The 12569-nt window shown below is 70.3% G+C and carries 12 protein-coding genes; 6 read left to right on the plus strand and 6 right to left on the minus strand.

Annotated features, from left to right (window positions below):
- Positions 1-18: 18 nt before the first annotated feature.
- The 4 genes from ACIP8Z_RS24990 to ACIP8Z_RS25005 all read right to left on the minus strand — a co-directional run bounded on the left by ACIP8Z_RS24990 (position 19) and on the right by ACIP8Z_RS25005 (position 2893).
- Positions 19-1095 (minus strand): glycosyltransferase family 2 protein, encoded by a 1077-nt coding sequence (locus tag ACIP8Z_RS24990; RefSeq protein ID WP_402086999.1) that lies wholly within the window; start codon positions 1093-1095, stop codon positions 19-21.
- A gap of 47 nt (positions 1096-1142) precedes the next feature.
- Positions 1143-1421, minus strand: coding sequence for a hypothetical protein (locus ACIP8Z_RS24995; RefSeq protein ID WP_030320857.1), 279 nt, complete (start codon positions 1419-1421; stop codon positions 1143-1145).
- 26 nt (positions 1422-1447) lie between these two features.
- Positions 1448-1702 (minus strand): hypothetical protein, encoded by a 255-nt coding sequence (locus ACIP8Z_RS25000; protein ID WP_402087002.1) that lies wholly within the window; start codon positions 1700-1702, stop codon positions 1448-1450.
- A 426-nt stretch (positions 1703-2128) separates the two neighbouring features.
- Positions 2129-2893 (minus strand): GntR family transcriptional regulator, encoded by a 765-nt coding sequence (locus tag ACIP8Z_RS25005; RefSeq protein ID WP_319309930.1) that lies wholly within the window; start codon positions 2891-2893, stop codon positions 2129-2131.
- 285 nt (positions 2894-3178) lie between these two features.
- On the opposite strand from ACIP8Z_RS25005, the gene ACIP8Z_RS25010 reads away from it, so the two are divergent.
- From ACIP8Z_RS25010 to ACIP8Z_RS25025, 4 genes are all read left to right on the plus strand, one after another.
- Entirely contained in the window at positions 3179-4474 is a 1296-nt protein-coding gene (locus ACIP8Z_RS25010) for an extracellular solute-binding protein (RefSeq protein WP_402087004.1), read from the plus strand.
- Positions 4475-4623: 149 nt separating this feature from the next.
- Complete coding sequence (locus ACIP8Z_RS25015; RefSeq protein ID WP_030320862.1) at positions 4624-5646, plus strand: carbohydrate ABC transporter permease; 1023 nt, start codon at positions 4624-4626, stop codon at positions 5644-5646.
- Positions 5643-6509: a carbohydrate ABC transporter permease gene (locus ACIP8Z_RS25020; protein ID WP_402087007.1), complete on the plus strand. Its 867-nt coding sequence runs from the start codon at positions 5643-5645 to the stop codon at positions 6507-6509. Before ACIP8Z_RS25015 ends, ACIP8Z_RS25020 begins: the two co-directional genes overlap by 4 nt.
- Positions 6510-6518: 9 nt before the next feature.
- Positions 6519-8042 carry a glycoside hydrolase family 3 protein gene (locus tag ACIP8Z_RS25025; RefSeq protein WP_402087010.1) on the plus strand — a complete coding sequence of 508 codons (1524 nt, stop codon included), beginning with the start codon at positions 6519-6521 and terminating at the stop codon, positions 8040-8042.
- Between the two features lie 90 nt (positions 8043-8132).
- On the opposite strand, the gene nagB is transcribed toward ACIP8Z_RS25025, so the two are convergent.
- Positions 8133-8918: a glucosamine-6-phosphate deaminase gene (nagB, locus tag ACIP8Z_RS25030; RefSeq protein ID WP_402087012.1), complete on the minus strand. Its 786-nt coding sequence runs from the start codon at positions 8916-8918 to the stop codon at positions 8133-8135.
- A 180-nt stretch (positions 8919-9098) separates the two neighbouring features.
- Complete coding sequence (locus ACIP8Z_RS25035) at positions 9099-9887, minus strand: SDR family oxidoreductase (RefSeq protein ID WP_402087013.1); 789 nt, start codon at positions 9885-9887, stop codon at positions 9099-9101.
- 83 nt (positions 9888-9970) lie between these two features.
- Here ACIP8Z_RS25035 and ACIP8Z_RS25040 point away from each other — a divergent pair, with 83 nt between their 5' ends.
- Together ACIP8Z_RS25040 and ACIP8Z_RS25045 are read left to right on the plus strand one after the other, a co-directional pair.
- Positions 9971-10609 carry a TetR/AcrR family transcriptional regulator gene (locus ACIP8Z_RS25040; RefSeq protein ID WP_402087016.1) on the plus strand — a complete coding sequence of 213 codons (639 nt, stop codon included), beginning with the start codon at positions 9971-9973 and terminating at the stop codon, positions 10607-10609.
- A gap of 358 nt (positions 10610-10967) precedes the next feature.
- A complete protein-coding gene (locus ACIP8Z_RS25045; protein WP_402087018.1) occupies positions 10968-12434 on the plus strand; it encodes a sensor histidine kinase in 1467 nt (488 codons plus the stop codon).
- Positions 12435-12569 lie beyond the last annotated feature (135 nt).

The raw sequence follows: 12569 nt of genomic DNA on the forward strand, positions 1-12569 counted from the left end.
TACGGGAGTGGGCGGCGGTCATCCGGTGGAGGTGAGGGAGGGAGACGGGGCGGGAGCGGGATCAGCGGCCGCGGCGTCGGGGCGGTCCGCCGGGAGGGCCTTTCTGCGGCGGCGCACGCTGGGCCCGAAGTCCGGATCGGTGAGCCAGCGGACGGTGCCCCGGGCCGCGCCGAGCACGATCGCCTGGTGCAGCACGAAGTGGACGGCGGTGAAGTGGAGGAGGAAGCCGAGGCCGCGGGTCCGCAGCGCGAACCGGCTCAGGCCCGGATCGGCGCAGGCGAAGACCAGCGCGCACAGGGCGGGGACGAGCAGCAGCCACGGGGTGAGCAGACCGAGGAGGAGGGTGGGGAGGGTGAGCGCGGCGGCGAGCACGCCGAGCGGCCGGTTGGCGGTGAGGCCGCCCTCCCTCAGCTGCCCGAGCGCCGCGATGAGCAGCTGTGAACGCCGGTACTGCTCCCGGAGCATCGCCCCGAGCCGGTCGACGTCGTCGTGCCGGCCGCGGATGGCCTCCGTCATCACGATCCGGTGGGTGCGGACGAGCCGGCCGCTGTACTCGACGTCCTCCGAGTCCCGGAGGTTCTCGTCGAAGGGCCCGGTGGCCTCGAAGACCTCCTTGCGGATCGCGCCGAGGGCGAAGAAAGCGGTGCGGACCTCGCCGACGGCGCGCCGGCGCCAGAAGTGGGCGTGCAGGGCGTGGTAGCGCTCCACGGGTCCGTCGTCGAAGAGCGGTTCGGGGTCGAGAACGCCGTGGACACAGCCGAGCCCGGGATCGTCCCGGAGCAGGTCGGCGGCGTTCGCGAGGGCCTCGGGGTGGAGGGCCGTGTCCGAGTCGAGGAAGAAGAGGATCTCGCCGCGGGCGGCGGCGGCCCCGAGGTTCCGGGCGGCGGACACCCCGCTGTTGTGGGGGTTGGCGATCAGGACGACGTCGAACTCCCGGGCGATGTCCCGGGACCCGTCGGTGCTCGCGTCGTCGACGACGATGACGTCGAGCGGGGCGTGGGTCTGGGCGAAAACCGAGGTCAGACAGGCGTGGAGGGTCTTCTCGTAGTTGTAGTTGGGGATGACGACGGACACGCTGGGACGAGCCCTGGACATGGGGGTTCCTTGGGAGGGCGGTCGGTGATTGCGGCGTGGGGGGCGCTTCAGAGCAGCCGGAAGTCTGCGATGCGATGGTGGGAGAGCTCGGGGGAGTGGCCGAGGAGGCGCCGGCAGAGCAGCAGCGCGTGGCCGACGGCTTCGATCTCGTCGGGGCCCCGGATGTAGAGGGCCAGGCGGATCGTCCGGTCGAGAACCAGCGCCCGTGCGGACTCGAAACGGTCCTGCGGACGGGCGACGCGGTGCAGCGTCTCGACGAGGAGTGCGGCGGACGGGGCCGGTGGGGGGTCGGTGTCCGGGGCGGGGTCGTCGTCCGATGCCCTCATCGAGATGCCGACGAGGTAGATGACGATCAGCCCCAGGAGAATCCGTTGTCGCTGTCGTTCGTCTGCGCGGTGGCGGTGGCGGTGGCGGTGGCGGTGGCGGTGGCGGTGGCGGGCGCGGTCGCGGTCGCGGCCGGTACGCCGTCGGCGACCGCCGGGGCTCCCGCCGACGCCGGCTCCGCCGCCAGGACGAGGGTCAGCGCGGCCGCGGCGGGGACGAGCAGGGCGAGGACGGGGCGGACCTGAACGCGGGCGAAAGCGGCGAAACGGGCGCTGGCGAGCATGGCGGAACTGCCTTCCTGGCGATGGGGTCGAGGAGTGTCGGGGGCGGTTCTCCCGGCGCCGCTCCCGGGCTCTTCCGGGCGGCTCCGACAGGTCCAAGACTGGCCCGCCGGGGGTGCCCTGTCACCGGAGTACGGCTGGCGCCAAGTGCGTGGCCGTTAGGAGCCAGCCGGTACGGACGGCCGCCGCGCGCCGCTGATCTGGGGGTTTCGGGGAGGCGTCACGTTCCTGCCAGGCGGAAGGTGCCGGGCGGCCGTCATCTCCTCGCGCGGCCCCGGATCCCGTTCGTACGGCCCTGGAATCCCTTCGGGCGGCCCCGCCATCGCTTCGTAGGGCCCCGGAATGCCTTCGTACGGCCTCCGGAGGCGCCGAACGGCCGCACCCGGTGGGGTGCGGCCGTTCGTGTGGTGCGGTGGTGGCGTCGGCGCTCAGCCGTTGGGGCGCTTGAGGCGCGCCACGAACTTGTACCGGTCGCCGCGGTAGACCGACCGTACCCACTCGACCGGCTCGCCGTCGGCGTCCAGCGAGTGGCGGGAGAGCATCAGCATCGGCAGGCCCACGTCCGTACCGAGCAGGCCGGCCTCGCGCGGGGTGGCGAGGGAGGTCTCGATGGTCTCCTCGGCCTCGGCGAGGTGCACGTCGTACACCTCGGCGAGGGCGGTGTACAAGGAGGTGTACTTCACAAGCGAGCGGCGCAGCGCGGGGAAGCGCTTTGCGGAGAGATGGGTGGTTTCGATCGCCATCGGCTCCCCGCTCGCGAGGCGCAGCCGCTCGATGCGGAGCACCCGTCCGCCGGCCGAGATGTCGAGCAGCCCGGCGAGCGTGTCGTCGGCGGTGACATAGCCGATGTCGAGGAGCTGCGAGGTGGGCTCCAGGCCCTGGGCCCGCATGTCCTCGGTGTACGAGGTGAGTTGGAGCGCCTGGGAGACCTTGGGCTTGGCCACGAAGGTGCCCTTGCCCTGGATGCGCTCCAGTCGGCCCTCGACGACCAGCTCCTGGAGGGCCTGGCGCACGGTGGTGCGCGAGGTGTCGAACTCGGCGGCGAGCGTGCGCTCCGGGGGGACCGGTGTGCCGGGCGGCAGGGTCTCCGTCATGTCGAGCAAATGCCGCTTCAGTCGGTAGTACTTGGGCACGCGCGCGGTACGGGTGGGTGCCCCGCCCTCCGACTCCGTGCTGCCCGCGTCCGTGGCCATTGCCTGCCTTCCCGACTCCTGTGCTGCTGCCGTCACCGGCTCCTCCGTCTGTCGCGGCTCACATGGTGGCACGGACCGGTCACGGGTCGTCGCCCTCCCTCAGGTGTCGGTCCGATAACGGACGCGACTGCCCTTCTTATACACCCTTGACACCCCTAAAGGTCTAGGCCAAGCTCCGGGTACTGGTCTAAACCATTAAAGACCAGGTCCCAGCCCCACGAGCACTACCTGACGTATGTCTTCGCGCGGTGGGCAGGGGTTGCAGGCATCCCTGAGGAGGGTGGCGTGAAGCGCAAGCTCATCGCGGCGATCGGCGTCGCAGGCATGATGGTCTCTATCGCTGCGTGTGGTTCCGACAGTGACAAGGGCAAGGACGGCGCCAAGGCGTCGGCCGGGGGCGACAAGACCCTGACCGTCTGGGTCATGGACGGTTCCGCGCCGGACGCGTGGATGGCCGACGTGAACAAGGCCTTCGAGGCCAAGCACCCGGGCGTCAAGGTCAAGGTCGAGAAGCAGATCTGGAACGGCATCCAGGAGAAGGTCACCACCGCGCTCTCCGAGGACACCCCGCCGGACGTTCTGGAGCTCGGCAACACCCAGACCGCGGGCTACGCCGTGACCGGCGGCCTCGCCGACCTGTCGGGTGACAAGGCCACGCTGGGCTACGACGCCTGGAACAAGGGCATGGTCGCCTCCAACGAGCTGGACGGCAAGCTCTACTCGGCCCCCTGGTACGCCGCCAACCGTGTCGTCGTCTACGACAAGGCCGCCTTCAAGAAGGCCGGTGTCACCCCGCCCAAGACCCGCGCCGAGTGGATCGAGGGTCTGAAGAAGCTCAAGGCGTCCGACCCGAAGTCGCAGGCGATCTACCTGCCGGGCCAGTCCTGGTACGTCCTCGCCGGCCTCATCTGGGACGAGGGCAGCGACCTCGCGGTCAAGGACGGCGACAAGTGGAAGGGCAACCTGTCCTCCCCCGAGGCCGTCAACGCCATGAACTTCTACAAGGAGCTGGCGTCCTACTCCACCGCTCCGAAGGACAAGGACGAGGCGACCCCGCAGCAGTCCACCGACATCGTCCCCAAGGGCGGCGTGGCGTCCTGGATCGGTCTCGGCTGGGAGGCCGGCGGCGCGATCGACGCCATGAAGAAGGCCGGCAAGACCGCCGACTTCGGTTACTTCCCGATCCCGGGCAAGACCGCCGACAAGCCGGGCTCCGTCTTCCTCGGCGGCTCGAACCTCGCCATCGCCGAGCGCTCCAAGAACAAGGACCTCGCGAAGGAGTGGCTGGCGCTCGCCGCCGGCAAGGAGTACATGACGAAGTACGCCGCCGCCACCGAGGGCGCGCTGCTTCCGAACACCGACTCCGCGCAGTTCAAGCCGGCCGCCGGCTCCTTCGCCGAGGCCATGGCCGCCTCCTCCGCCTCCGGCAAGGTCACCCCGGTGACCCCGGGCTGGGCGAACGTCGAGACCGCCCCGAACCCGATCAAGGACTTCATGACCAAGGTCCTGAAGGGCGAGGACGCCAAGACCGCCGGTGAAGCGGCCGACAAGGTCATCAACGAGCGGATCAACCAGCAGTAATCAGCAGCACCAGCAGTAATCCGTAGCCCGGTGGTGCGGCCGGTCACGCACCGGCCGCACCATCGGCGCTTCACGAGTGATCAGCGGCCCGCTCCCCCGGGCCGCGCCCCGGTGGGCGCGGGAGCCCCAGAACCGCGAGGAATAAGACCATGACCGTGGACTCCCAGGGGACGGCGACCGCCGATCCTCAGGACGCGCCCGGGAGGGCGGCAGGGAAGTCTCAGACTCCGCCACCCCCTTCGGGCCCGAAGGAAGTCCTTAAGCCTTCGCGCGGCAGACGATCCCTGCCCAGCGGGTGGCTGCCGTACCTGCTCGTCGCGCCGGCCCTGCTGTCCATGGCGGTGCTGCTGCTCTACCCGCTGATCCGCAATGTGATCCTCTCCTTCCAGGAGCTCAACCGGAAGGAGTTCATCACCCGCGAGACCGTCTGGACCGGCTTCGACAACTACACCGAGCTCCTCGGTGACCCGGACTTCTGGACCGTCGTCGTCCGGAGCGTCGTCTTCACCGCCGTCAACGTCGCACTCATCATGGCGATCGGCACGGGCGTGGGCCTGCTGCTCAACCGCCTGGGCAAGAAGATGCGACTGGTCCTCTCGCTGGCCCTGATGTTCGCCTGGGCCATGCCGATCGTCGCCTCCGTCACCGTCTTCCGCTGGCTCTTCGACGAGCAGTTCGGCGTCGTGAACTGGCTGATGCGCACCCTGGGCTTCGACGGCTACGAGCAGCACAACTGGTTCGAGACCGGGTTCTCCACCCTCGTCATCATCATGATCCTGCTGGTCTGGGGCTCCATCCCGTTCGTCGCCCTCAACATGTACGCCGCCCTGACCACCATCGGGTCCGAGCTGTACGAGGCCGCGAAGATGGACGGCGCCAGCGGCTGGCGCACCTTCTGGGCCGTGGTCTTCCCGAACCTGAAGTCCTTCTTCATGATCACGACGTTCCTGGAGATCATCTGGATCTTCAAGGCGTTCGCCCAGGTCTACGCCATGAACCAGGGCGGCCCCGACCGCGGCTCCGAGACGCTCCCCGTCTTCGCCTACATCGAGGGCGTCGGCCAGTTCCACTACGGTGTCGCCGCCGCCATCTCCATCCTGACGATCGTGATGCTCATCGCGGTCATGTCCTTCTACTTCCGCCTGATCCTGAAGCAGGAGGAGGAGCTGTGAGCGCCACCACCGAGACTCCGCAGAAGCTGCGCACCAGGAGGCCGCTCACGGTCGGCGTGGTCGCGAAGAACCTCACCGCCCTCGTTCTCGCGGTCGTCTTCGTCTTCCCCGTGTACTGGATGTTCTCGTCCTCGCTCAAGCCGCAGCACGAGATCATGACGAAGGACCCCGTCTTCGTCTTCACGCCGACGTTCGAGAACTACTCGACCGCGACCGGCGTCGACCTGTTCTGGACGTACGTCACCAACAGCCTCATGGTCACCATCGGCGCCGTACTGCTGGCCCTTCTCGTCGCGCTGGCCGCGAGCTTCGCGATCGCCCGCATGAGGTTCAAGGGGCGCAAGGGCATCGTCCTCATCGTGATGATGGCGCAGATGGCCCCCTGGGAGGTCATGGTCATCGCGATGTACATGATCTCCCGTGAGAACGACATGCTGAACAGCATTCCGATGCTCACGCTCATCTACTTCGTCATGGTCCTCCCCTTCACGATCTGGACCCTGCGCGGCTTCATCGCCGCCGTCCCGGTCGAGCTGGAGGAGGCCGCGCAGATCGACGGCTGCACCCGGGGCCAGGCGTTCCGCAAGGTGATCTTCCCGCTGCTCGCCCCCGGCCTGATGTCGACCTCGCTCTTCGGCTTCATCACCGCCTGGAACGAGTTCGCCATGATCCTCATGCTGAACAAGGAGAAGGAGTCGCAGACGCTGACGCTCTGGCTGACCCAGTTCCAGACCGCGTTCGGCAGCGACTGGGGCGCCACCATGGCCGCCTCGACGCTCTTCGCGCTTCCCGTGCTCGTCGTCTTCCTCTTCCTCCAGCGCAAGGCCGTCGGCGGCATGACCGCCGGCGCGGTGAAGGGATAAGGGCTCCCCATGACCACACTCGTACACGGCACGGACACCCTGACCCGTGACGCGCTCACGGTGCTCCAGCCCGGGTTCGTCGGCACCACCGCGCCCGACTGGCTGCTCCGCCGCATCGGCGAGGGACTGTCGTCCGTCGGCCTGTTCGGCCGGAACATCGTCAGCCCCGAGCAGCTCACCGCGCTCACCGCGCAGCTGCGGGCCGAGCGGGACGACGTCCTCGTCGCCATCGACGAGGAGGGCGGCGACGTCACCCGCCTGGAGGTCAAGCAGGGCTCCTCGTTCCCCGGCAACTACGCCCTGGGCAGCGTCGACGACGTCGAGCTCACCCGGGCCGTGGCCCGTGAACTCGGCCGCCGGCTCGCGGCCTGCGGCGTCGACCTCAACTGGGCGCCGTCCGCCGACGTCAACTCCAACGCCGAGAACCCGGTCATCGGCGTCCGGTCCTTCGGGCCGGACCCGGACCTGGTGGCCCGGCACACCGTGGCGTACGTCGACGGCCTCCAGGGCGTCGGGATCGCGGCCTGCACCAAGCACTTCCCCGGACACGGCGACACGAACGTGGACTCCCACGACGCGCTGCCCCGGATCGATGTGGACCTCGCCACACTGCACGCCCGTGAGCTGGTGCCTTTCCGCGCGGCCGTCGCCGCGGGTACCAAGGCGGTCATGAGCGCGCATATTCTGCTCTCCGCGCTCGACCCCCACCGTCCGGCCACCCTGAGCCCGCAGATCCTCACCGGTCTGCTGCGCCAGGAGCTGGGCTTCGAGGGGCTGATCGTCACCGACGGCATGGAGATGCAGGCCGTCGCGGCGACGTACGGCATCGAGCGTGGATCCGTCCTCGCCATCGCCGCGGGCGCCGACGCCATCTGCGTCGGCGGCGGGCTGTGCGACGAGGACACCGTGCTGCAGCTGCGCGACGCGCTCGTCACTGCGGTACGGACCGGTGAACTGCCCGAGGAGCGGCTGGCCGACGCCGCGGCGCGCGTGCGCGCCCTGGCGGCCTGGACCCAGGCGCACCGGGCCAGGGGGGCTGAATCGGTGTCGGGCGCGGCAGTGCAGGAGGGGACCGCGCCCGGCACCGACATCGGACTCGTCGCCGCCCGCAGGGCCCTGAAGGTGACCCGGGGGAAGCAGCCGTACACCCCGATGGGCAGCGCCCCCTACGTGGCCTCCTTCACCCCCGTCGCGAACTTCGCCGTCGGTGACGAGACCCCCTGGGGCATCGCCGCCGAACTGGAGCGGCTGCTGCCCGGCACGGAGACCGGCTCCTACGCCGACTCCTCGGTGGATGCCCTCCTCGCCGCCGCGGGGGAGCGCCGGATCGTGGCGGTCGTCCGCGACGCCCACCGGCACGCGTGGATGACCGAGGCCCTGGACGCCCTGGTCGCGGCCCGCCCCGACACCGTCGTGGTCGAGATGGGCCTCAACGAGGCGGAGTCCCGCGGGGCCCTGCACATCGCCACGCACGGCGCGGCCCGGGTCTGCGGCCGCGCGGCCGCCGAGGCCGTCGCCGGAACCGGCGCCTGACCGGACGGCGCCTGACGGGACGTACGCGAAGGGGCCCGGCACCTGAACAGGTGCCGGGCCCCTTCGTCGTGCACGGGGATTCCGGGCGGTTCAGATGCCCTGCCAGGCGGGCTTGTTCGCGAAGGTGTGACGGAAGTAGTCCGCGAGCTTCAGCTTGGAGGCGGCGGCCTCGTCCACCACGACCGTGGCGTGCGGGTGCAGCTGCAGCGCGGAGGCCGGCACGAGCGCCGCCACCGGGCCCTCGACGGTCTGCGCCACGGCCTCGGCCTTGCCCTCACCGGTGGCGAGCAGCACCAGGTGACGGGCCTCCAGGATGGTGCCGATGCCCTGGGTGATGACGTGGTGCGGCACCTGCTCGATGTCGTTGTCGAAGAAGCGGGCGTTGTCCACGCGGGTCTGCTCGGTGAGCGTCTTGATCCGGGTGCGGGAGGCGAGCGAGGAGCACGGCTCGTTGAAGCCGATGTGCCCGTCGGTGCCGATGCCGAGGATCTGCAGGTCCACGCCACCGGCCTCGGAGAGCGCCGTGTCGTAGGCCTCGCAGGCCGCCAGGACGTCCTCGGCGGAGCCGTCGGGGCCCATGAAGGCCTCCGGGGAGAGCCCGAGCGGCTCGACGACCTGGCGGAGCACGGTGGAGCGGTACGACTCGGGGTGGCCCGAGGGCAGTCCCACGTACTCGTCCAGCTGGGCGATCCGGGCCCGCGAGGCGTCGACGGAACCGGCCTGGACCTGGGCGATCAGGGCGTCGTAGATGGGCAGCGGAGTCGAGCCGGTGGCCACGCCGAGCAGCGCGTCGGGCTTGCGGCGCAGGAGGCCGGCGATGCCGTCCGCGATGAGCTCGCCGCCCGCCTTGGCGTCCTTGACGATGACAACTTCCACGCTGTGCCTGCCGATCTGGTGAGGGGCTGGTGAGGAGCCATGTGGTATAGACCAATCAAGCCAAATCTAGCAGAGGAGGGGCCTTCCCCTCATGCCGTTCCGCCCCCCGGACGCCCCCGCCGCCTCCATCGTCGGCCGCCCGTCTCCCACCAGCCACTCGAGCCCCTCGGGCCCCTGGGATCAGAGCAGGGAGCCCCCCGTCGCGTCGATCCACTGCCCGGTCACCCAGCGCCCGTCGTGCGAGGCCAGGAAGGCCACCACGTCGGCTATGTCCTCCGGGGTGCCGACCTTGCCCAACGCCGACATCGCCGCCGCTCCCGCCCAGGCCTCGTCGTTCCCCCGCAGCCAGCCCGCGTTGATGTCGGTGTCCACGATGCCCGGCGCCACCGCGTTGACCGTGATCCCGCGCGAGCCCAGCACCTTCGCCAGATAGCGGGTGAACACGTCGAGCGCGCCCTTCGACATCGCGTACGCCATGAGGTCCGGCATCGCCGCCGTGTGCGAGAGGCCCGTCGAGACGTTCACGATCCGGCCCCCGTCCCGCAGCCGCTCCATGCCGAGCTGCGCGAGGAAGAACGGTGCCCTGGCGTTGACGGCGAAGACCCGCTCGTACTCCTCGGCGCCGATCGTCGCGAAGGGTGCGGAGGCCCCGATCCCCGCGTTGTTCACCAGGATGTCCAGGCCGTCCGCGTGGGCGTCGAACGCGGCCCACAGTGCCTCCGCGTCCCCCTGGACCCCCAGCTCCTGCCCGATGGCGAAGGCCTCGCCGCCGGCGGCCTCGATCGCCGCGACCGTCTCCTTCGCCGCCGCCTCGTTGCTCCCGTAGTGCACCGCGACCCGCGCGCCCTCCCGGCCGAGCCGCTGGGCGATCCCCCGTCCGATGCCCCGGCTGCCACCTGTCACCAGCGCTGTCCTCCCGGCCAGCCTCCCGGTCCGGTCCTCCGTGGTCCTGCTGTCGAGCACGCCCATGACGACGCCCCCCTCATTTCTGTAGCGGTCGTTACGGAAAGACCGTACCCCACTTCCGTAGCACTCGCTATAGAATTCACTCCATGGTGACGACACCGCGTGGCCGCCCCCGCTCCTTCGACCGGCTCACGGCCCTGGAGAAGGCCACGATGGCCTTCTGGGAGCACGGCTACGAGACGACGTCCGTCGCCGATCTCACCCGCGCCATGGGCATCAGCGCCCCCAGCCTCTACGCGGCCTTCGGCGACAAGAAGACGCTGTTCGAGGAGGTCGTCGAGGCGTACGCCGGCTCGTACGGCTCGTACGGCGACCGGGCCTTCGCGGAGGAGGCGACCGCCCGCGGCGCCATCGGCCGGGTCCTGAGCGAGAGCGCCGAGCTCTTCACGGAGAGCGGCCACCCCCGGGGCTGCCTGATGATCTCCGCCGCGGTCAACTGCTCGACCCCCGAGGTCGAGGAGGCCCTGCGCGAGCGCAGGAACCGCAACCTGGCCTCCTTCGAGACCCGGATACGTCAGGACATCGCCTCGGGGGAGCTGCCGGCCGACACCGACGCCCGCGCCCTCGCCCGCTTCAGCGGCGCCGTCCTCCAGGGGCTGTCCCAGCAGGCCCGCGACGGGGCGACGAGGGAGGAGCTGGCGGCCGTCGCGGCGACGGCGATGCTGGCCTGGCCGCCGCGGCGCACGGAGGAACCGCGGCAGATGGGGCGCGCGGAACAGGGGTAGGGCGCAGAGGATCGGTTCGGCTGCCGAGCGGCTCCGGAAACACCCGCGGGCCGCGGCGCCCGGCGGGACCCTCAGCCCGCCCGGCACCGCAGCCCGGAGTTTTGCTCCGGCCGGGGGTGTGCGGTCCCTCGGCCGTGTGGGAGGTCTCGACGCAGTCAGGGCAGAGAGCGTCGGGTACCTCGTTCCATCCTCCTGTGCGGGGAGGATGGAGGTCTATCGCATTCATTGTGGACTAGACCATTCTTGTCTGTCCATCCACAGGAACACGGTCCTTCCTGGCCCATCCTCCAGCACGGAGCCCCGGAGATCCAGGTTCACCGCCCCTTTATTCCGCGGGTACGCTCGCACCGTGCCCTCCATGAACGACCTCGTGCGCCAGCACACCGCCCTGAGCGACTCGGACCTCGAGTGGCTCCACCTGCTGGTGTCGGAGTGGCAGCTGCTCTCCGACCTCTCCTTCGCCGACCTCGTCCTCTGGGTCCCGACCCTCGACGGAACGCGGTACGTCTCCGTCGCGCAGATGCGGCCGAACACCGGCCCCACCTCCTACCAGGACGACATGGTCGGCCATCTCGTGCCGCGCGGCCGCCGCCCGCTGCTCGACGCCGCGCTCGACGAGGGCAGGATCGTCCGCGAGGGCGACCCGGAGTGGCGCGAGGAGGTCCCGGTACGGGTCGAGTCCATCCCCGTCCGCCGCGAGGGCCGCGTCCTCGGCGTCATCGCCCGCAACACCAACCTCCTGACCGTCCGCACCCCCTCCCGCCTGGAGCTCACCTACCTCCAGTCGGCGTCCGACCTCGCCCAGATGATCGCGGCCGGGACCTTCCCCTTCCCCGGCGAACAGGTCGACATGGACTCCTCGCCCCGCGCCGGCGACGGACTCGTCCGCCTCGACGCCGAGGGCATCGTCCAGTACGCCTCGCCCAACGCCCTCTCCGCGTACCACCGGCTCGGCCTCGCCGCCGACCTCGTGGGCCAGCACCTCGGCCAGATCACCGCCGAACTCGCCCCCTCCCGCGGACCGGTGGACGAAGCCCTGGTCACGCTGGCCTCCGGCTACGCGCCGCGCGAGTTCGAGGTCGAGGGGAACGGCGGTGTGATCCAGCTCAGGGCCATTCCGCTCAAGCCGAAGGGCACCCGCATCGGTTCGCTCGTCCTGCTCCGGGACGTCACCGAACTGCGCCGCCGCGAGCGCGAGTTGATCACCAAGGACGCCACCATCCGGGAGATCCACCACCGGGTGAAGAACAACCTCCAGACGGTGGCCGCCCTGTTGCGCCTGCAGGCCCGCAGGATGGACTCCGAGGGCGGCCGTGAGGCCCTCAACGAGGCCGTGCGGCGCGTCGGTTCGATCGCGATCGTCCACGAGACGCTGTCCCAGAACCTGGACGAGCGGGTGGAGTTCGACGAGATCGCCGACCGCGTGATCGCGATGGTCGCCGAGATCTCCCCGGGCCGGGTGACCTGCCGGCGCAACGGCCGCTTCGGCATTCTCGACGCCGAGGTCGCGACCCCGCTCTCGATGGTCCTCACCGAGATCCTCCAGAACGCCCTGGAACACGCGTTCGCCCCGGGTGACGAGGGCGCCGTCGAGGTCACCGCCGTACGGGGCGAACCCAGGCCCGACGCCCGGCTCCTGATCACGGTCCAGGACGACGGCCGCGGTCTGCCCGAGGGATTCGACCCGCAGCGGGCCGGCAACCTCGGTCTGCAGATCGTACGGACCCTGGTGGAAGGGGAGTTGGGCGGATCCTTCGACATGCTGCCGGGCGCCGAGCGCGGTACGAAGGTGGTCCTCGACATCCCCGTGCAGCCGCTGAAGTGAGGAACACAGCAGCGAGCCCCGGACCGAAGAAGTCGGTCCGGGGCTCGAATGCTGTGGGTTACTGCTGCGCGCTGCGGCTCAAGGGCGGTGATTGCATACGCGATGTATGCGCCGCTCGCCTCAGGCTGTCGGTGG

It is taken from the genome of Streptomyces sp. NPDC088553, from assembly GCF_044752965.1.
GTDB lineage: Bacteria > Actinomycetota > Actinomycetes > Streptomycetales > Streptomycetaceae > Streptomyces.